Source organism: Bradyrhizobium sp. HKCCYLS2038, from assembly GCF_051167655.1.
Classification (GTDB): Bacteria; Pseudomonadota; Alphaproteobacteria; order Rhizobiales; family Xanthobacteraceae; genus Bradyrhizobium.
Window position 1 is genome coordinate 54,682 of sequence record NZ_JBNPTM010000003.1, and the last position, 26,331, is coordinate 81,012.

21 protein-coding genes are annotated in these 26,331 nt (G+C 66.0%); 12 read left to right on the forward strand and 9 right to left on the reverse strand.

The window, feature by feature from the left end; all coding sequences use genetic code 11:
• Positions 1 to 40: 40 nt before the first annotated feature.
• Positions 41 to 4,141 (reverse strand): putative Ig domain-containing protein, encoded by a 4,101-nt coding sequence (locus tag ACQR1I_RS13850; RefSeq protein ID WP_434867377.1) that lies wholly within the window; start codon positions 4,139 to 4,141, stop codon positions 41 to 43.
• 522 nt (positions 4,142 to 4,663) lie between these two features.
• On the opposite strand from ACQR1I_RS13850, the gene ACQR1I_RS13855 reads away from it, so the two are divergent.
• The 4 genes from ACQR1I_RS13855 (at position 4,664) to ACQR1I_RS13870 (ending at position 6,971) form a co-directional block, all read left to right on the forward strand.
• Positions 4,664 to 5,206 carry a phage tail protein gene (locus ACQR1I_RS13855; RefSeq protein ID WP_434867376.1) on the forward strand — a complete coding sequence of 181 codons (543 nt, stop codon included), beginning with the start codon at positions 4,664 to 4,666 and terminating at the stop codon, positions 5,204 to 5,206.
• Between the two features lie 103 nt (positions 5,207 to 5,309).
• Entirely contained in the window at positions 5,310 to 5,837 is a 528-nt protein-coding gene (locus ACQR1I_RS13860) for a phage tail protein (protein WP_434867375.1), read from the forward strand.
• 49 nt (positions 5,838 to 5,886) lie between these two features.
• Positions 5,887 to 6,435 carry a phage tail protein gene (locus ACQR1I_RS13865; protein WP_434867374.1) on the forward strand — a complete coding sequence of 183 codons (549 nt, stop codon included), beginning with the start codon at positions 5,887 to 5,889 and terminating at the stop codon, positions 6,433 to 6,435.
• A 17-nt stretch (positions 6,436 to 6,452) separates the two neighbouring features.
• Entirely contained in the window at positions 6,453 to 6,971 is a 519-nt protein-coding gene (locus tag ACQR1I_RS13870; protein WP_434867373.1) for a GNAT family N-acetyltransferase, read from the forward strand.
• Here the strand turns inward: ACQR1I_RS13870 and ACQR1I_RS13875 are convergent.
• Positions 6,968 to 7,921 (reverse strand): alpha/beta fold hydrolase, encoded by a 954-nt coding sequence (locus tag ACQR1I_RS13875; RefSeq protein WP_434867372.1) that lies wholly within the window; start codon positions 7,919 to 7,921, stop codon positions 6,968 to 6,970. The two genes, ACQR1I_RS13870 and ACQR1I_RS13875, sit on opposite strands and share 4 nt — an antisense overlap.
• Before the next feature lie 156 nt (positions 7,922 to 8,077).
• On the opposite strand from ACQR1I_RS13875, the gene ACQR1I_RS13880 reads away from it, so the two are divergent.
• The 7 genes from ACQR1I_RS13880 to ACQR1I_RS13910 all read left to right on the forward strand — a co-directional run bounded on the left by ACQR1I_RS13880 (position 8,078) and on the right by ACQR1I_RS13910 (position 15,695).
• Positions 8,078 to 9,337 (forward strand): D-alanyl-D-alanine carboxypeptidase family protein, encoded by a 1,260-nt coding sequence (locus ACQR1I_RS13880; protein ID WP_434867371.1) that lies wholly within the window; start codon positions 8,078 to 8,080, stop codon positions 9,335 to 9,337.
• Positions 9,338 to 9,341: 4 nt separating this feature from the next.
• Positions 9,342 to 10,025 carry a dTMP kinase gene (gene tmk, locus ACQR1I_RS13885; protein ID WP_434867370.1) on the forward strand — a complete coding sequence of 228 codons (684 nt, stop codon included), beginning with the start codon at positions 9,342 to 9,344 and terminating at the stop codon, positions 10,023 to 10,025.
• Positions 10,022 to 11,062: a DNA polymerase III subunit delta' gene (locus ACQR1I_RS13890; RefSeq protein ID WP_434867369.1), complete on the forward strand. Its 1,041-nt coding sequence runs from the start codon at positions 10,022 to 10,024 to the stop codon at positions 11,060 to 11,062. The genes tmk and ACQR1I_RS13890 overlap by 4 nt, the downstream gene beginning before the upstream one ends.
• Before the next feature lie 70 nt (positions 11,063 to 11,132).
• Positions 11,133 to 13,289 carry a methionine--tRNA ligase gene (gene metG, locus ACQR1I_RS13895; protein WP_434867368.1) on the forward strand — a complete coding sequence of 719 codons (2,157 nt, stop codon included), beginning with the start codon at positions 11,133 to 11,135 and terminating at the stop codon, positions 13,287 to 13,289.
• A complete protein-coding gene (locus tag ACQR1I_RS13900) occupies positions 13,289 to 14,080 on the forward strand; it encodes a TatD family hydrolase (protein WP_434867367.1) in 792 nt (263 codons plus the stop codon). The genes metG and ACQR1I_RS13900 overlap by 1 nt, the downstream gene beginning before the upstream one ends.
• A complete protein-coding gene (locus tag ACQR1I_RS13905; protein ID WP_434867366.1) occupies positions 14,077 to 14,877 on the forward strand; it encodes an MBL fold metallo-hydrolase in 801 nt (266 codons plus the stop codon). Before ACQR1I_RS13900 ends, ACQR1I_RS13905 begins: the two co-directional genes overlap by 4 nt.
• Positions 14,878 to 15,053: 176 nt before the next feature.
• Positions 15,054 to 15,695 carry an antibiotic biosynthesis monooxygenase family protein gene (locus tag ACQR1I_RS13910; protein ID WP_434867365.1) on the forward strand — a complete coding sequence of 214 codons (642 nt, stop codon included), beginning with the start codon at positions 15,054 to 15,056 and terminating at the stop codon, positions 15,693 to 15,695.
• Positions 15,696 to 15,940: 245 nt separating this feature from the next.
• On the opposite strand, the gene ACQR1I_RS13915 is transcribed toward ACQR1I_RS13910, so the two are convergent.
• Genes ACQR1I_RS13915 through ACQR1I_RS13925 form a run of 3 tightly spaced genes read right to left on the reverse strand, consistent with a single transcriptional unit; the run spans position 15,941 to position 20,555 of the window.
• The gene (locus ACQR1I_RS13915) at positions 15,941 to 17,584 is read right to left on the reverse strand and encodes an acyl-CoA synthetase (protein ID WP_434867364.1); all 1,644 of its coding nucleotides are present in this window, start codon (positions 17,582 to 17,584) and stop codon (positions 15,941 to 15,943) included.
• Positions 17,585 to 17,612: 28 nt separating this feature from the next.
• The gene (locus tag ACQR1I_RS13920; protein WP_434867363.1) at positions 17,613 to 19,499 is read right to left on the reverse strand and encodes a TRAP transporter large permease; all 1,887 of its coding nucleotides are present in this window, start codon (positions 19,497 to 19,499) and stop codon (positions 17,613 to 17,615) included.
• Positions 19,500 to 19,535: 36 nt separating this feature from the next.
• Positions 19,536 to 20,555 carry a TRAP transporter substrate-binding protein gene (locus ACQR1I_RS13925; RefSeq protein ID WP_434867362.1) on the reverse strand — a complete coding sequence of 340 codons (1,020 nt, stop codon included), beginning with the start codon at positions 20,553 to 20,555 and terminating at the stop codon, positions 19,536 to 19,538.
• Positions 20,556 to 21,034: 479 nt separating this feature from the next.
• Between ACQR1I_RS13925 and ACQR1I_RS13930 the strand changes: the two genes are divergently transcribed.
• Positions 21,035 to 21,871, forward strand: coding sequence for a hypothetical protein (locus ACQR1I_RS13930; RefSeq protein ID WP_434867361.1), 837 nt, complete (start codon positions 21,035 to 21,037; stop codon positions 21,869 to 21,871).
• A gap of 22 nt (positions 21,872 to 21,893) precedes the next feature.
• On the opposite strand, the gene ACQR1I_RS13935 is transcribed toward ACQR1I_RS13930, so the two are convergent.
• The 4 genes from ACQR1I_RS13935 to ACQR1I_RS13950 are packed head-to-tail and all read right to left on the reverse strand — an operon-like array spanning position 21,894 to position 26,254.
• Positions 21,894 to 22,964 (reverse strand): hypothetical protein, encoded by a 1,071-nt coding sequence (locus ACQR1I_RS13935; RefSeq protein ID WP_434867360.1) that lies wholly within the window; start codon positions 22,962 to 22,964, stop codon positions 21,894 to 21,896.
• Between the two features lie 16 nt (positions 22,965 to 22,980).
• Positions 22,981 to 24,450: an ATP-binding cassette domain-containing protein gene (locus tag ACQR1I_RS13940; RefSeq protein ID WP_434867359.1), complete on the reverse strand. Its 1,470-nt coding sequence runs from the start codon at positions 24,448 to 24,450 to the stop codon at positions 22,981 to 22,983.
• Positions 24,447 to 25,376 carry a branched-chain amino acid ABC transporter permease gene (locus ACQR1I_RS13945; protein ID WP_434867358.1) on the reverse strand — a complete coding sequence of 310 codons (930 nt, stop codon included), beginning with the start codon at positions 25,374 to 25,376 and terminating at the stop codon, positions 24,447 to 24,449. The genes ACQR1I_RS13940 and ACQR1I_RS13945 overlap by 4 nt, the downstream gene beginning before the upstream one ends.
• A 2-nt stretch (positions 25,377 to 25,378) precedes the next feature.
• Positions 25,379 to 26,254, reverse strand: a complete 876-nt coding sequence (locus ACQR1I_RS13950) for a branched-chain amino acid ABC transporter permease (RefSeq protein WP_434867357.1) — start codon at positions 26,252 to 26,254, stop codon at positions 25,379 to 25,381.
• Positions 26,255 to 26,331: the final 77 nt, after the last annotated feature.

The window sequence follows — 26,331 nt, forward strand, 5'->3', positions numbered from 1 at the left end:
CCCCCTGGAGGGGCGGTTTTCGATTCCAGCGGCGTTACGGCTACTGCGCGGTGAACGGCACCCGTGCCTTGGCCGAGAAAGTCCAGACATGGGTGTTGCTGCCGAGACCACCGTACTCGGCCCCCAGTCCGACGCCGACACCGCTCTGGGTCTGAATGCCGAGGCCGCCGGTGGCGCGGGCCGACCAGCCCTGTAGCAGCGGTGTCGAGGCCAGCGCATTGGCGGCGAGCGCGTTGGCATCCTCCTTGTTGAAATAGTAGTCGCCGTACAGGCCCAGGAACGGCGTCAGTAGCAGGCCGCTATCCAGCCAGGCGACGGGGTAGGCGGCCCGTATACCGCCTGACGCGCGGCCGCTGGCGAAGTCATAGGAGCCCTGCCGCGTGCCCAGCGAATCCGTGTACGCGTTCTGGTGCTCCCACAACGCATAGACCTTGGCCGAGGGCTCGATGATAAAGCCAGCCGTCTTATAGGTGCCGGTGAGGCCGGACGACAGCATCCAGCGTTGGCCGTTGAAGCTGCCCTGTGCGGTGCCTGCGCTGCCGTCATAGCCGATGCCGGAATAGGCGACGGCGGCATCGAAACGCAGCGTCGGCACGATCTTCCAGCCGAGATAGGCGCCGGTGGTCCAGCCGTCACCCTTCAGCCTGCCGTTGATGTCCTGCTGGGTATAGCTGAACGTCTCGTAGCCTCCGAGCACGCCGACCAGGAAGCTCGGCGTCGCCCGGTAGGTCAGGCCCATGGTGGCGTTCAGTTGCTGGCCATAGAGCGAAGCTTGGTTCCCCTGCGTGATCCCCCCCGCCGTGGTCGTGCCCCAGCGATCGACGCCAGTGCCGCGCACGTCGGCCCACAGCAACCACTCCTTCTGCTCGTGCCATCTCGGTGCAGCCTGCTTCTTGTCGCCGCGGTCGATCGCCGCGAAGGCATCGTCGACCCGCCCGCGGCCACGGCCGCGCGGCGGCTCACGACCCGGCAGCACGGAGGAATAGGCATTGGTGCCATTGGCACCGGCACGGTCGCTGGCCGGCGATTGCTCGTCCTGATCGCGCGGATCGGCCGAGAAGTTGAAGCGCATGCGCCCATTGCTGGGGGTGAGGAACGTGCCGCCATCGCTGAAGCCGTCAGCGATCGCGTCATCGATCGCGCCCGAGATGGCCTGGCCCGAGTTCTGCGCCACCAGCTTGCTGACGGTCTGCTGCAGCGAGCGCAGCCGCACGCTGTCGACGGGCACGTTGACGGTCTGGGCGAGAGCGGGCGACGTGCTGGCCGTATAGAGGGCGCTGCCGCCGTAACTCGCCGTGATGGTGTGGCTGCCGACCGCGAGCGTCGAGGTCGCCAACGTCGCCACGCCGGCCGCCAGCGTTGCGGTGCCGATCGGCGAGCCGTTGTCGTTGAACGTGACCGTGCCGGTCGGCGTGCCGCTGGCGCTGGCCACGGTCGCCGTGAAGGTCACGGGCTGGCCGAACTGGCTCGGATTCTGTGACGAGGTCAGCGTCACCGTGGTGCTGAGCTGGCCGACAGCGAGGCTGAAGGTGGCGCTGGCGGCCGCGCTGACGGTGTCGGTCACCGTCACCGTGTAGGTCGCCGCCGCCGTCGTGACGGTCGGCGTGCCGCTGACCTGGCCGTTCGACGTGTTGAAGCTGAGCCCAGTCGGCAGGCTCGGAGACACTGCATAGGTCAGCGCGCCGGTGCCGCCGGAGCCGGTCACCGGAGTGAACGGCGTCACCGCCTGGTTGATCGGCAGCGTGCTGGACGGCACGGCCGTCGTCGCCGCGACCGGACCGTTGATGGTCAAGCTGAAGGTCGCCGTCGCAGACGCGCTGTTTATGTCGGTGACGGTGACGGTGAACGTCGTCGCCGCGGTGGGCACCGTCGGCGGCGTGCCGGTGATCTGGCCGTTGGTGGTGTTGAAGCTCAGGGCCGCCGGCAGCGTCGGCGAAACCGCGTAGGTCAGCGCGCCGGTGCCGCCCGATCCGGTCACTGGCGTGAACGGCGTGACCGCCTGGTTGTACGGCAGCGTGGTGGATGGCACGGCCGTCGTCGCTGCGACCGCACCGCTGACCGTCAGGCTGAATGTGTTCGTGGCGGTCCCGTTGGCGGCATCGGTCACGGTGACGGTGTAGGTGGCGGCGCCGCTCGCGGAGGTCGGCGTACCGGTGATGCTGCCGGTCGAGGTATTGATCGAAAGACCCGCCGGTAGCGCCGGGGATACGCTGTAGGTGTACGGCGTCGTGCCGCCGCCGCCGGTCACCGGCGTGAACGCGGTGACCGCCTGGTTCGCCGTGACAACATTCGACGCGATCGCCTGCGTCGCGGTCACCGCGCCGTTCACCGTCAGGCTGAACGTGTTGTTGGCGGTGGCGCTGTTGGCATCGGTGATCGTGACCGTGTAGGTGGTCGCGCCGCTGGTCGCCGTGGGCGTGCCCGTGATCGCGCCGGAGCTGGTGTTGAGCGACAGACCGGCCGGCAGCGCCGGTGCAATGGCGTAGGTGTAGGAGGGCGTGCCGCCTGCCGGGGTGACCGGCGTGAACGACGTCGCCGCCGCATTCTGCGTCAGCGCCTTGGAGGCGATCGCCTGCGTGGCGTTCAAGGGGCCGTTGACAGTCAGCTGGAACGTATTGCTGGCCGTGCCGTTGTTGGCATCCGTCACCGTCACCGTGTAGGTCGTGGTGCTGCCGGACACCGTCGGCGTGCCGCTGACCTGGCCGCTGGAGGTGTTGAAGCTGAGGCCGGTCGGCAAGGATGGCGAGATCGCATAGGTGCGCGGCGTCGTGCCGCCACCGCCCGTCACCGGGATAAACGGCGTGATGGCTGTATTCACGGTCGTCGTCGCCGAGGGAATGGACTGCGTGGCCGTGACCGCGGTGTTCACGGTCAGGCTGAACGTGTTGCTTGCAGTGGCAAGGTTGGCGTCGGTCACGGTGATCGTGTAGGTGGTCGCGCCGATGCTCGCGGTCGGCGTGCCCGTGATGGCTCCGGTGCTCGAGCTGAGCGAGAGGCCGGCCGGCAGCGCCGGCGCGACGCTATAGCTCAGCGTCGGGGTGCCGTTCGCTCCGGTGACCGGCGTGAACGACGTCGCCGCCACATTCTGCGTCAGCGTCTTCGAGGCCACCGCCTGGGTCGCGGTCACGGCCGCGTTGATGGCGAGGCTGAACGTGTTCGAGGCGGTCGCGCTGTTGGCGTCCGTCACGGTCACCGTATAGGTCGTCGATCCGATGGTGCCGGTCGGCGTGCCGGTGATCGCGCCGGTCGAGGTATTGAGCGAGAGACCGGCGGGCAGGGAGGGCGATACGCCATAAGTATAGGAGGGCGTGCCGCCGCCGCCGGTGACCGGCGTGAAGTTCGCGGACGGCTGGTTCTGCGTCAGCGTCTTCGAGGCGACGGACTGCGTCGCCGTCACGGCGCCGTTGATCGTGAGACTGAAGGTGTTGCTTGCGGTCGCGCTATTGGTGTCGGTGACCGTGACAGTATAGGTCGTCGGGCCGCCCGTCACCGTCGGGGTGCCGGTGATCGCGCCGGTCGAGGTGTTGAAGGAGAGGCCGGTCGGAAGCGACGGTGCAATGCCATAGCTGAGCGTCCCCGTGCCGCCGGATCCGGTGACCGGCGTGAACGAGGTCGCCGCCGTGTTGACGGTGAGCGCTTTCGACGCGACGGACTGCGTCGCGGTCGGGCCAGGCAGGTTGACCGTAATGGGCCATGACGCGTTGGCCGGCGCCGGATTGGACGTGCATGACAAAGTCGCGTCGCTACAGTTGGCCGCGTAGTATAAATTGATCGTATCCTGACCACTGCCCGTCAAGCTGTTCAGCGTGATGGTGATCTGCGCGTTGCCCGCATTTGCGTTCTGGGTACCGTTAGCGCTGCTCGGAACCAGTGTGTAGCTGGCCTTGGAGGTCGTCGGACTATAGTTGCTGAATCCGAGCGTGCTGGAGCCCGCGATGGGAAAGAACGTCAACGCATCCGTGCCGAACGTGCCGTAAAGGCCGTAGATGACTGCATCGTTTCCCCCAGTGCTGCCGGAGACGTTCAGACAGAGGGTAAAGGTTTGGGGCAGCGCCGCGGACGTGATGGTGATCGTGGTGCCATTGGTGGAACTGGTAAGCTGATCGCAGGCCGCCTGCGCCGACGAGATCGACGCGGCCATGGCGCCAACTGCCACGAAGGTCGCGGCAGCCAACACCCTCCAATTGCGAACACGCATCGAGGTGCGCATCGGCACTTGACGTAGTGCCGCAATCAACGCGCAAATGATGACCGAGAAAAGCTGCACCGTGCCCCTGCGCTTCCCTGAGATCACGGCCAATCGGACCGCCACTCCAAATGACCTTGATCGCAATAAAGATTCTTCGAAAACTTATGGTTGATTAAGCTCTGTTTATCGCGTCCCGCAAGCAAGGGATGCATGGAACCGTTGCATCGCAGGACCTTTCTCGAAGCGAGTTGCAACACCGCAACACCTCCGGCTGTTCCGCGCATCTGTGTCGCAGGGAGCCGCGATTTTGAAGAGTCGGTCCCCACATCCTCCGCGCGTTCATGCTTGACTGTTCCCGTTGGATGCATGACACTTTCGAATTGCATACGATGGGCACCAAACGTCCGGTTGTTGGTCGCGCGTCGTGAGAATCTTTGTTATTTCGCATTGCTCAAAGTCATTTGGAGGCAACGCATGCCGTTAACGCCTGTTATCGGGCAGATCATGCCATTTGCTGGCAGCCAACCACCGAGGGGGTGGGCATTCTGCAATGGTGCGCTGCTGGCGATCCAGACGAACCAGGCGTTGTTCTCCCTGCTCGGCACCTATTACGGCGGCAACGGTGTCACGACCTTCGCGCTTCCGGATCTCCGCGGACGTGCGATTCTCGGCTCGACCGGGGGCAGCGGCCAGTATCCGGCGGGGATGGTCAGCGGCGAGACCTCCGTCACGCTCACGACGGCGCAGATGCCGACGCACAATCACCAGATCCAGGCGTCCAGCAACAACGGGGCGGGACGCGGTGCATCGGCGACCAACAATCTGTTCGCGACCAATACGCTGCCGCCGGACAATCCGACGCAGATCTTCACGACCGCGGGGACGAATCAGGTGCCGCTGTCGCTCAGCACCAACATCGTCGACACCGGCGGCGGGCAGCCGCACAACAACATGCAGCCCTATCTCGTGATCAATTACCTGATCGCACTCAATGGGGTGTACCCCTCGCGCAACTGACACCGCCCGGCGAGCCCGGCGCTCTCGCTGCCCCACCATAACTGGAATTTTCTGCGTCGCGCCTGCTGTCGCGGCGCCCCATTGCACCTGAAAGGATGTCGGGATGTCAGACCCTTTTCTCGGCGAGATCAGACTATTTGGCTTCCCGCGCATCCCTGACGGCTGGCTGGCCTGCGACGGAAGCGCGCTGTCGATCTCCAACAATGACGCGCTCTACGCGGTCATCGGAACGACCTTCGGCGGCGATGGCGTGCAGACCTTCAATCTGCCCGATCTGCGCGGCCGCGTTCCGGTCGGGCAGGGCACGCCGCCCGGCGGCGCGAGCTATGTGCTCGGTCAGCTCGCCGGCGAGGACGAGCACACCCTGATCTCGACCGAGATGCCCACGCACAGCCATGCCCTGCTGGCGTCGACCACCGTTGCCAATACGCCGACGCCGGGTCCGTCCGCTCTCCTCGGGACCGCCACGACCGGCAATCTGTACGCGCCGAGCGTCGACGCCGGAACCTACGAGGTGATGGCGCCCTGCCTCATGACGGCGGGGCAGAGCGTGCCGCACAACAACATCATGCCGACCGTGGTCGGCAACTACTGCATCTGCGTCGCCGGAATCTTCCCCTCGCCGGGCTGAAGCTTCGTGGCTCGATCGGCATCATCGCGCATTCTCGAGGAGAGACGATTTGTCAAACCCCTTCGTTGGTGAGATCCAGGCTTTTCCCTTCACGTTCGCGGCGGACGGCTTCAACAATTCCTGGCTGCCGTGCTTCGGCCAATTGCTTTCGATTCAGCGATATTCGCCGCTGTTCGCGCTGATCGGGACCTATTTCGGCGGCAATGGCACGACCAATTTCGCGCTGCCCAATCTGAGCGGGGCGATCACCAACGGGCAGGGCAACGGACCTGGCCTGCAGCCCCGGATCATCGGCGAGGCGATGGGCACCAGCACGGCCTTTCTCACGTCCGCCGAGATGCCTGCGCATACCCACACGCTGCAGCTTGGTAGCAAGGCGGCCACGAATGCCACGCCCGGGCCGGGCACGGGAGTCGGCATCGTGGCGGTCGACCCGATCTTCAACGGTTTCGTGGCGCCGCCGGCCAACGTCACGCTCGCCGTCAATGCCGTGACGCCGAACGGCCAGAGTCTTCCGCATGACAACATGCAGCCGACCCAGGCGCTGATCTGGTGCATCTGCTATGCGGGCGTGTTCCCATCGTTCAACAATTCCTGAAACGGGATGCGGCGGCAGTGACGACGATCGAGACGGAGATCGTCTCACGTGACGTACGCTTGCGGCTGCGGCCGTCCGAGAGCGCGGACGAGCCGTTCCTGAGCGACCTGTTCAAATCCATCAAAGGTGCGCAGCTCGGTCTGGCCGGCCTGCCGCCCGCGATGCTCGACCTCGTGCTTGCGCAGCAATATCGCGCGCAGGTCGCGGGCTATGCGGTGCAGTGCCCGGAGGCGCAGTCGCTAATCATTCTGCGGGATGGCGGGCCCGTGGGGCGACTGCTGCTCGACCGCGCGGCCTCGCGGTGGCACGTGGTCGATCTCGCGCTGCTGCTAGGCGCGCGCAACGCGGGTGTCGGACGCGAGATCATGCAGGCCGTCGCCGGCGCAGCACGGGAGCAGGGGGCCGAGATGCTCTCGCTTGCAGTTGCCACGACGAATGAGGACGCGATGCGCTTCTATGCCCGGCTCGGCTTCCACGACGTTGCCGATGCGGCGACGGCGTCGCATCGCAGGATGGAGCTTCTGCTCGCGCGCTAACGATCTGGGGCGACTTCGCGCAGGAACGCGATCAGCGCCGCGTTCACCTCGTCGGCGCATTCCTGCTGGATCCAGTGGCCGGCACCGTCGATGATGAGCTTGCGCCGGAGATCCGGCAGCACGCGCTCCATGTCCTGGACGCGCTTGGCGCCGATGATACCCTTGATGACGGCGTCGTCACTGCCGGCGATGAACAGCGACGGCTGGCGGATCTGCGCATCCTGCCACGGCGCGGTGAGCTCCCAGTTGCGATCGATGTTGCGGTACCAGTTGAGGCCGCCGCGGAAACCCGAAGCGCGGTAGGCCGTGACGAACTCGGCGAGGTCGGCCTCACTCAGCCAGTCGGGCAGCGAGCGGTCGGGCGCGGCATCCCCAAGAAAGCCACGGCCCATCGTGACGAACAGCGAGGCCGGATCGGAGAAGCCACGCGCCAGCATCGTGCGCATGGTCAGCGCGACGTCGCGCTCGAGCTCCGCTTCAGCGACTCCCGGCGTCTGGAAATACTGCCAATAGAAATTCGCGATGCCGCCGGCGCGGAGCGTGTCGAGCGGCCGCCCGCGGCCGCGGAACGGCGGCGGGACACTCAAGCCCGCGACGGCGGTGAACATGTCGGGCCGGAACATCGCAGCGTGCCAGGCCACCGGCGCGCCCCAATCATGGCCGATGATCACGGCCTTATCCGCGCCGAGTGCGTTTACCAGTCCCACCATGTCGCCAACCGTATCAAAGATCGTGTAGGCGCCGATGTCGGCTGGCGCCTGCGAGCGGCCAAAGCCGCGCATGTCAGGCGCCACGACGTGATAGCCCGCGGCGGCCAGGGCAGGGATCTGGTGCCGCCACGAATAGGACAGCTCGGGCCAGCCATGGCACAGCAGCACGAGCGGGCCTTCGCCCTGTTCACGCAGAAACAGCTCGATCCCGTTGGCTTTCACGATCCGCGTCGATGACACCGCGCCCTCCTCCGTCGATTTTCGTTCTTGGTCCAACGGTATCGCACCACGCGCGGAGCAGCGCAAACCACGGGACAGCGCCACCACCGCACCACTGTCGAGTTGTTTGCGCTGCAGCCAGCTGGTAAAACGATTGCGCGCTCCAGGGCTTGGCCGATGGATTTCATGACTTCACTGTTCCGTCGCTCCGGTTTCATCACCGGACGGACGACGCGCGCGCTCCTTGCATTGACGGCGGTCGTGGCGATCGGCTGGAGCGGGGTGCTCTATGCTGCCAACCAGAGCGTTCAGGGCGCGAAGAAGGAGGACGGCGGCTTCGACGGCGATGCGCCGACGGCCATCCTGGTCGAAGCAAGCAGCGGCAGTGTGCTGTTCGAAAAGAATGCCGACGAGTTGCGCGCACCCTCGAGCATGATGAAGCTGATGACGGCCGAGGTCGTCTTCAATGCTGTCAAAGAAGGCACGATCAAGCTCACCGACGAATACCGCATCAGCGAGAACGCCTGGCGACGGGGCGGGGCGCCCTCGGGCGGCTCGACGATGTTCGCGGCACTCAACAGCAAGGTCTCGGTCAACGACCTTCTGCACGGCGCGATCATCCAGAGCGGCAACGACGCCTGCATCGCGTTGGCCGAAGGCATGGCCGGCAACGAGAAGATCTTTGCCGCCGACTACATGACCAAGCGGGCGCGCGAGCTCGGCCTCAACAAGTCGACCTTCGGCAATTCCAACGGCCTGCCGGACCCCGGCAACAAGATGACGGTGCGCGAGTTGTCGATGCTCGCCCGGCACATCATCCTCGACTTCCCGGAGTTCTATAAGATCTTCGGCGAGAAGGAATTCACCTGGAACAAGATCCGCCAGCAGAACCGTAATCCGCTGCTCAACGCGATGGAAGGCGCCGACGGGCTCAAGACCGGCTTCACCAAGGAGGGCGGCTACGGCATGGTCGGCTCGGCTGTGCAGAACGGCACGCGGCTGATCGTCGTCGTCAACGGCCTGGAGGATCCCGAGGACCGCGCCACCGAAGCCAAGAAGATGCTGGAATGGGGTTTTCGCAATTTCGAGACTCGCACCCTGTTCGCCGCCGACCAGACGCTTGGCTACGCCAAAGTATTCGGCGGCGAGAGCCGTTCGGTGAAGCTGTCGAGCCCGGTCCCGGTCAAGGTGATGGTGCAGAAGAACGGCGGCGAGAAGCTGATCGCGCGCATCGTCTATAGCGGACCGGTCAGGGCTCCGATCGAGCCGGGCCAGAAGGTTGGGGTTGTCAGGGTCTGGCGCGGCCCCAATATCGCCATGGAGGCTCCCGTCTATGCTGCGGAGGCGGTGGGAAGGGGGTCCACGATGCGGCGCGCGATCGACGGGGCCAGCGAGCTGGTGATCGGGATGTTCCGCGCCGGGGCCGAGAAGCTCTAGAGACATGGCGGATGCAGCTTTGAAACGTGGTCCGGGCCGCGGCCGATTCGTCACCTTCGAGGGCGGCGAGGGCGCCGGAAAATCCACGCAGATCAAGATGTTGGCAGACCATCTGGAGAAAGAGGGTGTGCGCGTCGTCCTGACCCGGGAGCCCGGCGGCTCGCCGGGCGCGGAGATCATGCGCCACCTCGTGCTATCGGGCATGGGCAAGCTGCTCGGCCCTGAGGCCGAGACGCTGCTGTTCGCCGCCGCGCGCGACGACCATGTGCGCAACGTGATTCTTCCGGCGCTGAACCAGGGCAGCTGGGTGCTGTGCGACCGCTTCTTCGATTCGACCCGGGCCTATCAGGGCAGCCAGGGCAAGGTCGCGCCCGACGTGCTCAATGCGATGCAGCGGGTGACGATCGGCGACCTCAGGCCGGACCTCACCGTGATCCTGGACGTGCCGGCGGAGGTCGGGATCAAGCGTGCCGCCGAGCGCCGTGGCAGCGGCGCTCCGGACCGCTTCGAGGGCGAGGATGTCAAGTTCCACCAGGGCCTGCGCGAGGCGTTCCGCAAGATCGCGGCCGATGATCCCAAGCGCTGCGTCCTGATCGACGCGACCGCAAGCGCCGACCATGTCTCGCACGTCGTGTGGGACACCGTGCGCGAGCGGCTGCTTGCCGCAACTGTCGCGGCCGTCTCATGAGTGCGCGCAAGGTCGAGCCGGAGATCGCGGTCCGTCATCCGCGCGAGACCTCCGCGCTGTTCGGTCATCGCGAGGCGGAGGCGGCGCTGCTGTCGGCCTACCGCAGCGGCCGGATGGCGCACGCCTGGCTGATCGGCGGGCCGCAGGGCATCGGCAAGGCGACGCTGGCCTATCGCATGGCGCGCTTCGTGCTGACCCATCGCGATCCCCTGGCGCCCGAGGTGCGTGCAGCCGAATCGCTCCATGTCGATGCGGACGACCACGTCGCGCGCCTGATTGCCTCGGAGGCCCATGGCGGGCTGCTGACGCTGGAGCGCTCGGCCAACGACAAGGGCGTGCTGCGCACCGTCATCACCGTTGACGAGACCCGCGAGACGATCTCGTTCTTCGGCTCGACGGCGGCCGTCGAGGGCTGGCGCGTTTGCATCGTCGACACCGTGGACGAGCTCAATCCGAACGCGGCGAACGCGCTGTTGAAGATCCTCGAGGAGCCGCCGCAGCAATCGCTGTTCCTGCTGGTCAGCCACGCGCCGGCCCGCGTGCTCGCGACCATCAAGTCGCGCTGCCGAAGGCTTTCGCTGCGGGCGCTCTCGACCGAGGACGTCATCAGCGCCGCGGCCGAAGCCACCGGCATCGAGGCCGGCGAACCGGCGCTCCGGGAGGCCGCCAGGGCGTCCGAGGGCAGCGTCGCGCGCACCCTGATGCTGATGGGCGGCGACGGGCTGCAGTTGCAGACCCGGACCGCGGCGCTGCTCGCGGGTCTGCCGAAGATCGACCCGGGCGAGTTGCATGCTCTGGGCGACGCGCTCGGCACCAGCGACCGCGTCGCACTGGCGAGCTTTCTCGACAGCATCGAGCGCTGGGTGGCGGAGCGGCTGCGGGCCGCCGATCCGAACGCGGAACTGCCGCGCCTTGCACGGCTGGCGGAGGTATGGGAAAAGATCGTCCGCGCCGCGCGCGACACCGAATCCTATAATCTGGAGCGAAAACCGCTGGTTTTCTCGGTGTTCGGGATGCTCGCCGAAGCCACACGGTAACGCGCCGACCATCATCCCGGGGATCATCAGGATCAATCCGTCGACCGACGTCGTCAAAGAGGAATCTGCCGTGGCCAAGGCCAGCAAGACAACCGCGAAGAAGGGCAAGCCCGTGGCCAAGAGCGCCGCGAAGAAGGCTGCCGCCAAGGCACCGGCCAAGGGCAAGGCCGCCAAGAAGGCAAAGACTGCAAAGGACGACGCTGCGAAGAAGGCCAAGGCGAAGGCTGCCGGGGCTTCTTCTGCAAAAGCATCGGCTGCGAAGGCGAAGAGCAAGGCTCCGAAGTCCAAGGCGGCCAAAAGCGCTCAGAACAAGAGCGCCCCGAAGAAGGCCGCGAAGGCGCCCGCGAAGAAGGTAGCAGCCAAGCCTGCGGCGCCGCCGGCCAAGAAGGCGGCCAGCAAGCCCGCCGCGACGAAGAAACCCGCAGCCGCGAAGCCGTCGGCTGCGCCGAAAAAATCCGCCGCACCTGTTGTTGTCGAACCGGCGAAGCCGCCGCGTGCCGCGAAGCCCAGGACGGCGCGCAAGCCGAAGGTCGAGGCGGCCGCAGCTCCAGAGGTCGAGATTGCCGAGGTCGACATTGCGGAGGTCGACATTGTCGAGATCGAGATTGTCGAAGTCGAAGTGACAGACGACGAGGTGATCGAGAGCGCGGAAGCCGCAGCGCCCGTCGCGGCCGTGCCGGCCGATACCAACACCTTCTACGTGACGACCGCGATCGCCTATCCCAACGGCAACCCGCATATCGGCCACGCCTATGAGGCGATCGCGACCGATGCCATCGCCCGTTTCGCGCGGCTCGACGGCAAGGACGTGTTCTTTCTCACCGGCACCGACGAGCACGGCTTGAAGATGGTGCAGACCGCCCAGAACGAGGGCCTGACGCCGTCGGAACTTGCGACCCGCAACGCCGGCCGTTTCCGCGAGATGGACGAGCGGCTGAACGTGTCGTTCGACCGCTTCATCCGCACCACCGAGCCCGCGCACCACAAGTCGGTGCAGGCGGTGTGGACGCGCATGCTCGCCAATGACGACATCTACGCTGACACCTATGCCGGCTGGTACTCGGTTCGCGACGAAGCCTATTACGCCGAGGACGAGACCGTCGTCGGCGACGACAACGTCCGCCGTGGGCCGCAGGGCACGCCGGTCGAGTGGGTCGAGGAGAAGAGCTACTTCTTCCGGCTGTCGGCCTATCAGGACCGGCTGCTGGCGCTGTACGAGAGCCAGCCCGACTTCATCGGGCCGGATGCGCGGCGCAACGAGATCACGAGCTTCGTCAGGGGTGGACTGAAGGACCTCTCGATCTCGCGCACGACGTTCGACTGGGGCGTTCGCGTGCCGCACGACGACGAGCACGTGATGTATGTCTGGGTCGACGCGCTGACCAACTACATCACCGGCGTCGGCTTCCCCGACGAGCGCGATCCAAACTGGAAGTATTGGCCTGCCGACGTGCACATCATCGGCAAGGACATCATCCGCTTCCACGCGGTGTACTGGCCGGCGTTCCTGATGTCGGCCGGCGTGCCCGTGCCCAAGCGGGTCTACGCGCACGGCTTCCTGTTCAACAGGGGCGAGAAGATGTCGAAGTCGGTCGGCAACGTCGTCGATCCGTTCAATCTCGCCGATCAGTACGGCGTCGACCAGCTGCGCTATTTCTTCCTGCGCGAGGTGCCGTTCGGCCAGGACGGCAACTACAATCACGAGGCGATCGTCGCGCGCATCAACGCCGACCTCGCCAACGACCTCGGCAATCTCGCGCAGCGCTCGCTGTCGATGATCGCGAAACAATTGGGCGGCGTGCTGCCGGAGCCCGGCGAGTTCTCGGCCAACGACCAGGCGATCCTGGCCGAGGCCGACGCGATGATCGGCGCGGCGCGCAAGGCGATGGCGACGCAGCAGATCCACCAATGGCTCAATGCCGTCTGGTCGGTCGTGGCCGAGGCCAATCGCTACTTCGCCGGTGAGGCGCCATGGGCGCTGGCCAAGACCGATCCGAAGCGCCAGCATACCGTGCTCTACGTCACCGCCGAGGTGATCCGGCAGGTTGCGATCCTGACCCAGCCGGTGATGCCCGCGGCATCCGCGAAGCTGCTCGACAGCTTGGGGATCCCCGAGGACGAGCGGACGTTTGCGCGGCTCGGCGGCGAGGTGCGCATCGCGGCCGGGACGCAGCTGCCGCCGCCGCAGGCGGTGTTCCCGCGCTACATCGAGCCGACGGCGGCGTGATGCTGGTCGACAGTCACTGCCATCTGGATTTTCCGGATTTTACTGAGGATCTGGATGGCATCGTCGCACGCGCCGCCGCGGCCGGCGTCGGCCGCATGGTGACGATCTCGACGCGGGTGCGCAGGCTGCCCGAGCTGCTCGCGATCGCCGAGCGGTTCGACAACGTCTACTGCTCGGTCGGCACCCATCCTCACAATGCGGACGAGGAGGATGGCATCCCGGCCGAGGAGCTGATCGCGCTGACGAAGCATCCCAAGGTGGTCGCGCTCGGCGAGGCCGGGCTCGACAACTTCTACGACCACGGCTCCAAGGACGCCCAGGAGCGCGGGTTCCGTGCGCATATCGCGGCCGCCCGCGAGACCGGCCTGCCGCTGGTGATCCACACCCGCGAGGCCGACGCGCAGTGCGGCCGCATCCTCGAGGAGGAGATGGCGCGCGGACCTTTCAAGGCGGTGCTGCATTGCTACACCGGCGGACGCGAGCTGGCGATGAAGGCAATCGATCTCGGACTGCACATCTCGTTCACGGGCATCGTGACGTTCAAGAAGTCGGAGAGCTTGCGCGCGCTCGCTGCCGAGGTGCCGGCCGACCGCATCATGGTCGAGACCGACGCGCCGTATCTGGCGCCCGGCAAGTTCCGCGGCAAGCGCAACGAGCCGGCCTATGTGGTCGAGACCGCGAAGGTGCTGGCGGAGACACGCGGCGTCTCGTTCGAGGAATTCTCGCGCCAGACCACCGCGACCTTCTTCAAGCTGTTCTCGAAGGTGCCGCGACCCGAGGTGCTGGCATGACCCTGACGCTCACCATCCTCGGCTGTGGCTCCTCGGCCGGCGTGCCGCGTCCGGCGCTGGGGTGGGGCGCCTGCGATCCGAACAACCCGAGGAATCGCCGCCGCCGCTGCTCGCTGCTCGTCGAGCGCCGCGGCGTCCACGGCGTCACGCGCGTTGTGATCGACACCTCGCCCGATCTGCGCGAGCAGCTGATCGACACCCAGGTCGACCACATCGACGCGGTTTTTCTCACGCATGAGCATGCCGACCAGACCCACGGCATCGACGACCTCCGCTCGGTGGTGATGCACCAGCGCCGGCGAATTCCGGTCTACCTGAACCAGTCCACCGCCAAGGACATTATGCACCGGTTCTCGTACTGCTTCATCTCGCCACCGGGCAGCGACTATCCGCCGATTCTGACGCAGCATTCCATCGAAGCCGGCGAGACCCAGGCGGTGGAGGGCAAGGGCGGCGAGCTGAAGATGACCGCCTTCCTGGTCCAGCACGGCAACATCCCCGCCCTCGGCTACCGCATCGGGAACGCCGCCTACACGCCGGACCTCAACGACATTCCCGAGGAGAGCTGGGGCGCGCTGGAGGACCTGGACCTCTGGATCGTCGACGGCTTGCGCCCCGCCTCGCATCCGAGCCATTTCTCGGTCAACGACGCACTCGCCTGGATCGAGCGCTTCAAGCCGAGGCGCGCCGTGATCACCAACATGACCGCCGATCTCGACTACGAGGTGCTGCGCCAGAGCCTGCCGGCCGGCGTGGTGCCGGCCTATGACGGCATGCGGCTGGAATTGACTGCGTAGGGTGGGCAAAGGCGCGGTCGTGCTCTCGCAATGCGCGAGATCGCAGTGGCGCCGTGCCCACCATCTTGCCGATGAGTACGCCGCCCGACGGTGGGCACGCTGCCGCCTTCGGCGGCTGCTTTGCCCACCCTACGCAGTAATAGTCATCTGCGCGAACTAACAAGGAGCGGCTTGCCATGCTGTCGCTGTTCTTCGAAGTCGAGGTCAAGCCGGGCCGGCTCGACCAGTATCTGCAGCTCGCCGCCGCGCTGCGGCCCGAGCTCGACGCGGTCGGCGGCTGTCTGTTCCTCGATCGCTTCAAGAGCTTGTCGCGCGACAACCTGATCCTGTCCTACCAGATCTGGCAGGACGAGGGCGCCATGACCGCCTGGCGCGTCCACGCCCATCACCACGACATCCAGACCCTCGGCCGCGACAAGGTGTTCTCGGACTATCGCCTGCGCGTGGCCGAGCTGGTCCACGAGGTGAGACCGGGGCAGGCGGCATGGCAACCAGAGCAGCGCAGCACCTACAATGATCCGAAGCGGCGTGCGCCGACATACGTCCTGGCGCTCGAAAGCGCGGCGCCACAGCTGAGCGTCGCGACCGACCTGCCGGTGGCGAGCTTCTCCAGCGTCTATCGCGAGGGCCGCTTCGCGCATCTGATCCAATTGCCGGACGAAGCGGCAGGCGTGGTGTTGAGCACGCAGCTCCTCGCCGAACCCGGCGCCGACAACATCCGCATCGTCGAGGTCAGCAGAGACTACGGCATGTACGACCGCCGCGAAGCGCCGCAGTATTATGCGGAGAAGAGCAGGGGCGACGCGGCAGGAGATTGATTCCAAAGGTTACGAGCCTTTGGCAGTCCAGGCTGAAGGGTGGGCCAACGCGGTGCTCATGACTGCGCCCTCGCCCCTTGTGGGAGAGGGCCCAAAAGTGGTTGCTACGTACTCACTTGGGTGAGGGGTTCGTGCCTCACATTCCGCTCCGAGCTCGTGGCAACCCCTCACCCGGTTTCGATGCTTTGCATCGAAACCACCCTCTCCCACAAGGGGAGAGGGTGCACCGCCCATGCCGATGCAGTTTACGCCGAGATCGCCTTCGCCGAATTCACTTCGTTACGCAGCAAAAACTTCTGGATCTTCCCCGTCGATGTCTTCGGGATCGGGCCGAACACCACGACTTTGGGCGTCTTGAAGCCGGACATGTGGCTGCGGCAATAGGCGATGATCTCGGCTTCCGTCGCCTGCGCGCCGTCCTTGAGTTCGACAAAGGCGCAGGGCACCTCGCCCCATTTCGGATCGGGCTTGGCGACGACGGCCGCGAACAGCACGGCGGGGTGCTTGTAGAGGATGTCCTCGACCTCGACGGAGGAGATGTTCTCGCCGCCGGAGATGATGATGTCCTTGGAGCGGTCCTTGATGATGACGTAGCCGTGCTCGTCGAGCACGCCGAGATCGCCGGTGTGAAACCAGCCGCCGGCGAACGCCTCGCTCGTCGCCTTCTCGTTCTTGAGATAGCCCTTCATGACGATGTTGCCGCGGAACATGACCTCGCCGATGGTCTCGCCGTCGCGCGGCACCTCCTGCATCGTCTCCGGATCGAGCACGGTGACGGCTTCCTGCAGCGGGTACGGCACGCCCTGACGGCGCTTCAGCCGCGCGCGCTCGGGCGCGGGCAGGTCGTCCCAGCCGGGCTGCTCGGCGCAGACGGAGGCGGGGCCATAGACCTCGGTGAGGCCGTAGACATGGGTCAGCTTGATGCCGATGCTTTCGGCGCCTTCGAGCACGGCGACTGGCGGCGCCGCGCCGGCGATCAGGCCGACGACCGGCTTCTCTCGCTTGCCTTTGGGCGCGTCGGGGGCGTTGATCAGCACGTTGTAGACGATCGGCGCGCCGCACATGTGGGTGACGCCGTGGGTCTTGATCAGCTCGAAGATCCTGCTCGGCTCAACCTTGCGCAGGCAGACATTGACGCCGGCCGCCGCCGCCATGGTCCAGGGGAAGCACCAGCCGTTGCAGTGGAACATCGGCAGCGTCCAGAGGTAGACCGGATGCTGACCGAGTCCGCCCGCGAGAATGTTGCTGACGGCGTTGAGATAGGCGCCGCGGTGATGGGTGACGACGCCCTTGGGATTGCCCGTGGTGCCCGACGTGTAGCTCATCGCGATCGCGTCCCACTCGTCGGCGGGACGGCGCGGCTCGAAGCTCGGATCGCCTGCGGCGACGGCGGCTTCGTACTCGATCTCGCCGATGCGGCTGCCGCCGGTATAGGAAGCATCATCGACGTCGATCACGAACGGCTTGGGACCGCTCATCAGCTTCAGTGCCTCGCTGATCACGCCGGAGAATTCCGGGTCGACCAGGATGATCTTGGCCTGGCCGTGATCGAGCTGGAACGCGATCGACGAGGCATCGAGACGGATGTTGAGCGTGTTGAGGACGGCGCCGCTCATCGGTACGGCGAAATGCGCCTCGTTCATCGCCGGGATGTTCGGCAGCATCGCTGCGACCGTGTCGCCCTCGCCGATGCCGCGGCCGGCGAGATACGACGCGAAGCGGCGGCAGCGCTCTGCGGTCTGGCGCCAGGTGAAGCTGCGGCCTTCATAGACCGTGCTGACATGGTCGGGATAGACCGCGGCGCTGCGCGCCAGGAAGCTGAGCGGGGTCAGAGGCACATAGTTGGCCGGCGTCTTGTCCAGGCCGATCTGATACTGGTTCGTGCTCATCACCACCCTCCCTCGTTGTCTGAAGAGTTTACAGGAACCCGATCGAAATCCACGGAAAAATCGCGACGATGATCAGGCCGATGAGAAGCGCCAGCATGTAGCCCCAGATCGGCCGGATGCCTTCGGCGGGATCGACCCGGCCGATCGCGCAGGCGGCGTAGTATCCAACTCCGAATGGCGGCGCGAACAGGCCAATGCCCATCGACAGGATGACGACCATGGCATAGTGCACCTCGTGCACGCCGACGGCCCGCGCGATCGGAAACAGCAGCGGCCCGAACAGCACGATCGCCGGGATGCCCTCCAGCACGCTGCCGAGGATCGTGAAGGCCACGATCGAGACGGCGATGAAGGTCGCCGGCCCGCCCGGCAGCCCGGTCATGGCGGCCGCCAGCGACCGCGAAAAGCCCGACTGCGTCAGGCCCCAGGCCATGCCGGTCGCGGTGCCGATGATCAGCAGGATGGCGCCGGACAGCGCCGCTGTCTCGATCAGCATCGGCATCAGGCGGCGCCAGTCGAACTTGCGGTAGACCAGAATGCCGGCCAGCACGCCATAGACGATGCCGATGGTCGAGACCTCGGTCGCCGTCGCGACGCCCTCGACGACGGCAGCGCGGATCACGAAGGGCAGGGCCAGGGCAGGGACCGAGACGATGAACGCCTTGCCGATCTCGGCGCCGGTTGCGCGGCGGACGCCGCTCATGTCCTCGCCCCGATAGCGCCACCACACCAGCGTGCACAGCGTGAAGGCGAGCACGACGCCCGGCAGCAGGCCGCCGGTGAACAGCGCCGCGATCGAGACGCCCGTGACCGAGCCGATCGTGATCAGCACCAGGCTCGGCGGAATGGTCTCGGTCTGCGCGCCGGTCGCGGCGAGCAGGGCGACGAGATCGCCGGGCTTGGCGCCGCGCGCCTTCATTTCCGGAAACAGCACCGGCGCGACCGCCGCCATGTCCGCCGCCTTGGCGCCGGAGATGCCCGAGACCAGATACATCGCGCCGACCAGCACGTAGTGCAGCCCGCCGCGGACATGGCCCAGCAGGCTCGCGAGGAATGCGACCATCGCCCGCGCCATGCCGGTCATCTCGATCAGCAGGCCGAGAAAGACGAACAGCGGCACCGACAGCAGGATGAGGTGGCTCATGCCCTCGTCCATGCGCCCGACCAGCACCATCAGCGGCGTGCGTGTCGTCAGCGCCAGATAACCAAAGATCGCGAGCCCAAAGGCAAACGCGATCGGCACGCCGGCGAAGACGCAGAAGCCGACGACGCCGACGAAGAAGATCACGAGGTTCAGATTGCCGAGCGGCTTCAGCACCGGCTGCGCCAGCCAGAACAGCACGACGAAGGCCGCGATGGAAACCACGGCCAGCAGCATCGTCCTGACGTCGGCCGCGCGGGCGAGGCGGATCAGCGCGAACAGCGCCATCAGGCCGATGCCGACCGGCAGCGCTGCGGCGCGCCAGATGTTTTCGATCTGCAGCGCCGGGGTCGTGATGAAGCTTTCCTCGTAGGCATATTCCCAGGACGGCCAGGCGATCATCACCAGGAACGCCAGCGCCGCCGCGGTCGCCACCAGGTCGAGATAGGCGCGCAGGCCAGGGCTTGCCCGCGCCACCATCGCCGTCATCCGCATGTGCTCGCCGCGGCGGAACGCCACCGCCGCGCCGAGCATCGCGAGCCACAGGAACAGGATCGAGGCGAGCTCGTCCGACCAGATCAGCGGCCGGTGTAGGCCATAGCGCGCGACGACGCCCGCGAACAGGATGACGATCTCGGCCACGACGAGCAGCGCGGCCGGGATCTCGACCAGGAGGCCGAGCAGGGCCTCCAGACCATCCAGCCAGGACCGCCGGCGAGGGGTCTCGACGACCACCTCGCTGATCGTAATTTCCGTGAACTCGGCATGCGCCATGACGTCACCCGAACGCGCCCACGATGCCCCTACACCTTACGACAGCTTGCCGACGGCCTTCTCGAGCAGCGCCCAGGCCTCGTCGCCATACTTGCCCTTCCACTCGGCGTAGAAGCCGGCGCTGCGCAGCTTGTCGCGGAACGGCGCGACGTTGGGCTGATTGAAGGTCAGTCCCTTGGTCGCGAGATCCGCCTGCAGGCCTGCGTTCAGCTTGGCAACGTCCTCCCGCTCCTTCACCGCCGCCGCGTTGATGTGCTTGGCGACGATGGCACGCATGTCCGCCGGCACGGCCTCCCAGGCACGACGGTTGGCCAGGAACCAGAAGCCGTCCCACATGTGGTTGGTGAGCGAGCAGTACTTCTGAACCTCGTAGAGCTTGGCCGTCGAGATGATCGCCAGCGGATTTTCCTGGCCCTCGACGACCTTGGTCTGCAGCGCCGAATAGACCTCGCTGAAATTGATCGAGGCGGGCGCCGCTTCGAATGCCTTGAACATCGAGGTCCACAGCGGCGACACCGGCACGCGGATCTTGAAGCCCTTGAGGTCGTCAGGCGAGTTGATCGGCTTGGTCGACGACGTCGTCTGGCGGAAGCCGTTGTCCCAGATCTTGTCCATGACCATCAGGCCGGACTTCGTGATCTGGCCGCGCACATAGGCGCCGAGATCGCCGTCCATTGCCTTCCAGACCGTGTCGTAGTCCGGGAACGCGAAGCCGATGCCATTGATCGACGCCGCCGGAACCAGGGTTGCGAGGATCAGGCCCGACAGCGTGAAGAACTCGACGCCGCCCGAGCGGATCTGGCTCAGCATGTCCGTGTCCGAGCCGAGCTGGTTGTTCGGGAAGATCTGCAGCTCGAACTTGCCGTTCGTCTCGGCCTTGATCGCCGCCGCCATCTCCTTGGCGCGGACGTTCAGCGGATGCGTGTCCGGCAGGTTGTTGGCATATTTGTAGGTAAATTCGGCGCTCTGCGCGCGCGCCACATGCGGCGCTGCCAGTCCACCCAGTACGGCTGACGCTGCAGAGGCCTTCAACAGCGCGCGTCGTGACAGGCTCATTCTCATTCTCCCTGGAGATGCTTCTTCTTGTTGCATTGCTCAGCCGCATGATGATCGCGCGGTCCGAATCCCGCAACATCGTCGGCGTCATCAGCGCTTATTGCAGCGATGGACCGCAGCAGCAATATCGGCGTTCGCTGCAGGCACGACGGGGCGCCGGCAGAACCGCATGGCGGTGCGCTGAAGCAACAATGCCACGAGGTCGCCAAAGGCTGCGCGGCTGGCGTGGTATCCGAGCTTTTGGAGGCAACGCCTTGAATTCCCTGAACATATAAATATTCCATAATATACCTTATGCGAATTGGCTATAGGCGGATCCGGGCCCGCTCCGGGAAATTTCGGCGGTCGCAAGCCGCACATCGGTACTGTTTGAAATCGCCCCTCACTGGTCACCTCACAGTCTTCGTTTGGTCAAAGCCCTTGGCCAAATCGCTGACGGGATTGGGCACGGGCACATTTTGCGTACAGGACCCGAGGACATGCCAGATCAGTCGACGCCGAAGGAAGTTGATCCGGGCGATGTCGCGCTGTCGCCCGAGAAGGATATCTGCGAGGACATTTATCAGCGCGTTCTGGCCGAGGTGCGCGCGCGCATCGATCAGCGGATTGCGGCGATCGAGGCTCAGGCTGCCGCCGATGCCGTCGTCGCTGGCGAATCGGCTGTCGTTGAGTCCGCGGATCCGCCCGCTCGCGCTCGTCGCCGGCCGCTGCTGCGCGCCGCCGTCACCTTGATGGCGACGGCTGGGCTGGTCGGCGCCGTCGTCAGCTTGGCGCGCGACCATACCGAATCGATCACGCCGGTCACCGATCGTATCGATGCGGCCATTCAGTCGGTGCGGGAAAGCCTGCCCAAGACGGCTTGGACCGGCGCGCCGGACAATGCGATGGGTGGATCGAACAGCAGCGATCGTGCGGAGGCCGACTCACCGCCACGTTCGATGCCGTCACTGCCGGACGCGATGCCGTCACCGGACACGACGACGGTCGGGCGCTCGAGCGATCCGACGTCAGCAATGGCGGAGGCCAGGCCGGAGCACGACATGCCGCCCGCTCCGGATCGCGACATCGCACCGCTGCTCGAAAAGATCGCTCATGACATTGCCGAGCTGCAGACCGGGCTGCAGGATCTCAAGGCCAGCCAGGAACAGGCCGGCCGCGATCATGCCAAGGCGATCGAGCAACTGCAGGCCGGCCAGGACCAGCTCGCGCGCACAGTCCGCTCAGCCAAGACCGAGGCCACCACTGTCGGTGCAGCGCCGCGCGCTGCGCCCAGGCCGGCCCAACCACCGCCGCGCCCGCGGTTTCCAGGCTTCTGATGGCCTGACCAGGTCTGGGCCATCAGCGAACTCGCCAAGCCCAGTGTGCGTCGCCTTGGTCGCGCCGCTCGACCATTTCGAGCCGCATGAAGCGGTCGTGCGCGAGCGCCGCGCCGACCCAGAGTTCGTTCCAGGCGTCGAATACGGCTGGCGGGAGATCGTCACGCTCCGACATCAGTCGCCAGGATGTTTGGTGCACAAGGATCGAATCGCCATCCGTCCGCAGCTCTGCGTCATCGCCTTGACCGCGGGCCAGCCGGACGAACGCCTTGGCGAACCCTGTGGCGCCAGGCTCGACGCCGCCGAGAACCGCCGCGACGTCGTCAAAGATCTGCATGCCGATCAATCTCGCCGCGGCGTCGGCCAGATGGCCACCCTCCTCTGGGCCGAGCACCGCCACCGTCTCCGGCAGGATCGAGGTGATGTACTCCATCGCATAGTTGCGTAGCACCTTCCGGAGCCGTGCTTCCGGCCACGCATTGTCTGGGAGCTTGGGAGCGCGGGCTGGATCGAAAGTCGGACAGCGCTCGCCCGGCGAGAAGCGAAGACGTTCGTCCGGCGCGAGATCGTGGTCCCATTCCTTGTAGTAGCCTTCCAGGCCAGGCTGGCCGTCGACGGTCTGGCCGGTGCAGACGAAACCGAGCCTGGGATTGCCGAGCACGACACCGTTGTTGGCGTGCCATCCGCGCAGCATCGCGCGTGACACCTCTGACGGAATGCCGCAGATCGCTGTACCCGACCAGATCCAGCGCGGCGGCGGATACCGCACCCACGCCTTGCGATCGTTCTCGTAGACGTATTCGACCTTTACGCCCCCGACCTGGTTGGACAAATAATGGTACTGCGCGCACGCCACCGCGTGTGGCAGACCGTCCAGACCGAGCTTATTCAGCCCCGGCAGCAAGCGGGCCAATTGCTGCCGCCGAAACGTCCGGAACACGATCTCGGCAGCGCGCTGCGGCCCTGTCCGCGACGACAACATCAGGATGAGGCCGGTGAGGTAGGCGTGATAGATCAACTCGACGGCGCGAAAGGCCGCGACATCAGCCGCTGACTCGTCGTCCCCCTCCTTCACTTGGCTCCCCTTCTCCAAGCTCCCCGCGTAGCCCTCACAGATAGTTCGCTGCCGCCTCGGCCTCGAACCGGTCCGGCGGGCCTTCCCAGACGATCTTGGCATGATCCAGCACGTAGACGCGGTCGGCGTGCGGAAGCGCGAAGGTGACGTTCTGCTCGCCGAGCAGCACGGTGATCTTGGTGGTCTCGCGCAGCCGGTCGAGCGCCTTCGACAGCGTTTCCAGAATGACCGGTGCGAGGCCGAGCGTCGGCTCGTCGAGGATCAAGAGCTTCGGCTTCATCATCAGCGCCCGCGCGATCGCCAGCATCTGCTGCTCGCCGCCCGAGAGCGTGCGCGCCAGCTGCGGCTGCCGCGATTGCAGGATGGGAAACAGCCCGAACAGCCATTCGAGCCGCTCGGTACGCTCGGTATCGGACAGCGCATTGCCGCCGAGCTCGAGATTTTCACGTACGCTCATGTCGCCGAACAATTCGCGCGTCTCGGGGCACTGCACGATGCCGTCGCGCGCGATCTGCGCCGCGGTGCCGCCCGCGAGGTTGCGCCCTGCCCACTTCACCTCGCCCGAATATGGCACCAGGCCCGAGATGGCGTTGAACAGCGTCGTCTTGCCGGCGCCGTTGAGGCCGACGACCGAGACGAACTCGCCCTCGTGGACATGCAGAGAGACGTCCTGCAGCGCCTGCGCCTTGCCATAGAGCACGCCGACCTTGTCGACCTGCAGCGCCGGCGTGACGTCCTTGAAGCTCGCCTCGGGGCGTGCGGTCGAGACCAGCGCGCCGCCGAGATAGACGCGACGCACGGTCTCGTCCTGCATCACCTCGCTAGCTTTGCCCTCGGCGATCTGCTCGCCGAGATACATCGCAAGCACGCGGTCGACCAGCGCTGAGACGCTCTTGACGTTGTGATCGACCAGCAGCACGGCGCGGCCATCGTCGCGGAATTCGCGGATCAGGTTGGAAAAATCGCCGACCTCGGAGGCCGTGAGACCCGCGAACGGCTCGTCGACCAGCACCAGCTTTGGGCTGCGCGCCACGGCCTTTGCGAGCTCCAGCCTTCGCAGATCGGCGAAAGCCAGCGTCGGCGGCCGCCGGTCGATGACGCCGCCGAGGCCGACGCGCTCGGCGATGTCGCGCGCGCGCCGATCCACATCCTTGTCGGCGAACAGCCGCGTCAGCTTGTCCGGAAGCAGCGCGACCTTGATGTTCTCGAGCACCGTCTGGCGCGCCAAGGGCCGCGAGTGCTGAAATACCAGCCCCACGCCCATCCGCGCGATGCGATGCGACGGCAGGCCCGACAGTTCGACGCCGTCGAGCTTGACCGAGCCGGCGGTCGGCCGTTCGACGCCCATCACGCTCTTCATCGCGGTCGACTTGCCGGATCCGTTCGGGCCGATCAGACCGAGAATTTCGCCCGGGCGGATCGAGAAGCTGAGGTTCTTGACCGCGACCAGGCCGCCAAACCGCTTGGTGAGGCCGCTGACCTCCAGCATGGGCGCTTGAGTCATGCCTTGGCCCCTCCCCTGATGATGCCGAGGAAGCCGTCGGGGAAGAACAGGATCACCACCAGCGCGATCACCGAGACGATCAGCGTTGCGAGTTCGCCGAGCGGCCGCAGCAGCTCGCCCATGCCGATCAGGAAGATCGCGCCAATGGCAGCACCGATCACGGTGCGGCGGCCGCCGAGCACGGCGGCAATGATGATCTGCACGCCGACGCCGACATCGACGAAGGTCGAGACCGACGCCGTGCCCATGTAGAACACCATCAGCGCGCCCGCGAGGCCGGAGAAGAACGCGCTGACGATGAAGGCGGCGAGCTTGTGCTTGGTGACGTTGAAGCCGAGCGCGCCGGCCTGGATCTTGTCCTGGCCGCTCGCCTGCAGGATCAGGCCGATGGCACTGCGCGACAGGCCGAACAGGATGGCGCCCGAGACCAGCATGAAGCCGAGCGCGATCCAGTAGTTGGTCTTGGCGTCGATCGAGATGACGTCCGGCACGGCCAGGCCGATCTCGCCGCCGGTCAGCCCCGCAGCGACGACGATGAAGTTCTGCAGCATCAGCACGGCGACCAGGGTCGTCAGGCCGAAATACGGCCCGCTGACGCGGAGCGCCGGCAGCGCCAGCACCACGCCGCCGACGACAGCGGCCAGCGCGCCCGCGGCGATGCACAGCCAGATCGACAGGCCCGGCGAGAAATGCGCATCGAGAATGCCGGCGGTGTAGGCGCCGACACCGATCAGGAAGGTCGGGCCGAAATTGACCTCGCCGGCGAAGCCGAACAGCAGGTCCCAGGACATCGCGAACACGGCCGTGTAGTACGCGACCGTCAGCAGGCCCAGGACGTAGCCGGAGACATAGGTCGGCAGCACCAGCGCGACGATCACGGTGAGGACGCCGATCCAGAACAGGCGGGACGAGACGAATGAGGACATGCTCACCTCCGTCCGAACAGCCCTTGCGGGCGCAGATACATGACGACGACGAGCAGCAGCAGCGCCGGGATTGTCCGGTAGGCCGGCGAGATCAGATAGGCCGTCCCCGTCTCCAGATAGCCGACGACATAGGCCGCGATCAGCGAGCCGGAGACGCTGCCGAGGCCGCCGAGCACGACGATCGAGAACGCGCTCGCCGTCAGCGGCCCGACGCTGTAGGAGCTGACGCCCAGGAACATGCCGAGCAGGATGCCGGCGACGCCGGCCAGCAGGCCGTAGATGGCCCAGACGGTGAGATAGATCGACGACAATTCGATACCGAGCAGTGTGACGCCGCGCGGATTCATCGACGCCGCCATGACTGCCTTGCCGCGCCGCGTGCGGTTGACCAGGAACCACAGCAGCCCGATCGCCACCCAGCAGATCACCGCGGTGAAATATTCATTTCGCGGCGTGCGCACGCCGAACACCGTGGTGACGCCCTCGACGATCGGCAGCACGGTCTTGGCGTTGTTGGTGAAGAAATAGGCGATTGCCTCCTGGATGATGATGCCCCACAGCAGCGTCGCGGTCAGGATGAAGATCTCCTTCTCGGATTCGGCAATGACCTTCGATCGCTGAACCGGCCTGACCGCGATGAAGTAGGTGGCGAACGCCAGGATGAAGCCGGCGAGGATGCCGATCAGCGCGCCCACGTAGGGCCCGACGCCGAGCTCGCTGGCTGCGGCCCAGGCCGCGACCGCGGCACCGACCATGATGGCACCGTGGGAGAGGTTGAGCACGCCCGAGACGCCGAAGATGAGCGTGAAGCCGGTCGCGCCGAGAGCATACAGCGCGCTGATGGCGAAGCCATCGATCAAGATCTGCCAGAAAAGCATTTGAGAATTGACCTGAGCATCGGACTGACGGCACCAAGAAAATGGGCCGCTCTCATAAGGGAGCGGCCCGATGATGC

Excerpts from the sequence above, each read along its gene's own strand:
- ACQR1I_RS13850 (WP_434867377.1), bottom strand. The coding sequence starts at position 4,141 with ATGGCCGCGTCGATCTCGTCGGCGCAGGCGGCCTGCGATCAGCTTACC.
- ACQR1I_RS13855 (WP_434867376.1), top strand. The coding sequence starts at position 4,664 with ATGCCGTTAACGCCTGTTATCGGGCAGATCATGCCATTTGCTGGCAGC.
- ACQR1I_RS13860 (WP_434867375.1), top strand. The coding sequence starts at position 5,310 with ATGTCAGACCCTTTTCTCGGCGAGATCAGACTATTTGGCTTCCCGCGC.
- ACQR1I_RS13880 (WP_434867371.1), top strand. The coding sequence starts at position 8,078 with ATGGATTTCATGACTTCACTGTTCCGTCGCTCCGGTTTCATCACCGGA.
- tmk (WP_434867370.1), top strand. The coding sequence starts at position 9,342 with ATGGCGGATGCAGCTTTGAAACGTGGTCCGGGCCGCGGCCGATTCGTC.
- ACQR1I_RS13890 (WP_434867369.1), top strand. The coding sequence starts at position 10,022 with ATGAGTGCGCGCAAGGTCGAGCCGGAGATCGCGGTCCGTCATCCGCGC.
- ACQR1I_RS13900 (WP_434867367.1), top strand. The coding sequence starts at position 13,289 with ATGCTGGTCGACAGTCACTGCCATCTGGATTTTCCGGATTTTACTGAG.
- ACQR1I_RS13905 (WP_434867366.1), top strand. The coding sequence starts at position 14,077 with ATGACCCTGACGCTCACCATCCTCGGCTGTGGCTCCTCGGCCGGCGTG.
- ACQR1I_RS13910 (WP_434867365.1), top strand. The coding sequence starts at position 15,054 with ATGCTGTCGCTGTTCTTCGAAGTCGAGGTCAAGCCGGGCCGGCTCGAC.
- ACQR1I_RS13915 (WP_434867364.1), bottom strand. The coding sequence starts at position 17,584 with ATGAGCACGAACCAGTATCAGATCGGCCTGGACAAGACGCCGGCCAAC.
- ACQR1I_RS13920 (WP_434867363.1), bottom strand. The coding sequence starts at position 19,499 with ATGGCGCATGCCGAGTTCACGGAAATTACGATCAGCGAGGTGGTCGTC.
- ACQR1I_RS13925 (WP_434867362.1), bottom strand. The coding sequence starts at position 20,555 with ATGAGCCTGTCACGACGCGCGCTGTTGAAGGCCTCTGCAGCGTCAGCC.
- ACQR1I_RS13930 (WP_434867361.1), top strand. The coding sequence starts at position 21,035 with ATGCCAGATCAGTCGACGCCGAAGGAAGTTGATCCGGGCGATGTCGCG.
- ACQR1I_RS13940 (WP_434867359.1), bottom strand. The coding sequence starts at position 24,450 with ATGACTCAAGCGCCCATGCTGGAGGTCAGCGGCCTCACCAAGCGGTTT.
- ACQR1I_RS13945 (WP_434867358.1), bottom strand. The coding sequence starts at position 25,376 with ATGTCCTCATTCGTCTCGTCCCGCCTGTTCTGGATCGGCGTCCTCACC.
- ACQR1I_RS13950 (WP_434867357.1), bottom strand. The coding sequence starts at position 26,254 with ATGCTTTTCTGGCAGATCTTGATCGATGGCTTCGCCATCAGCGCGCTG.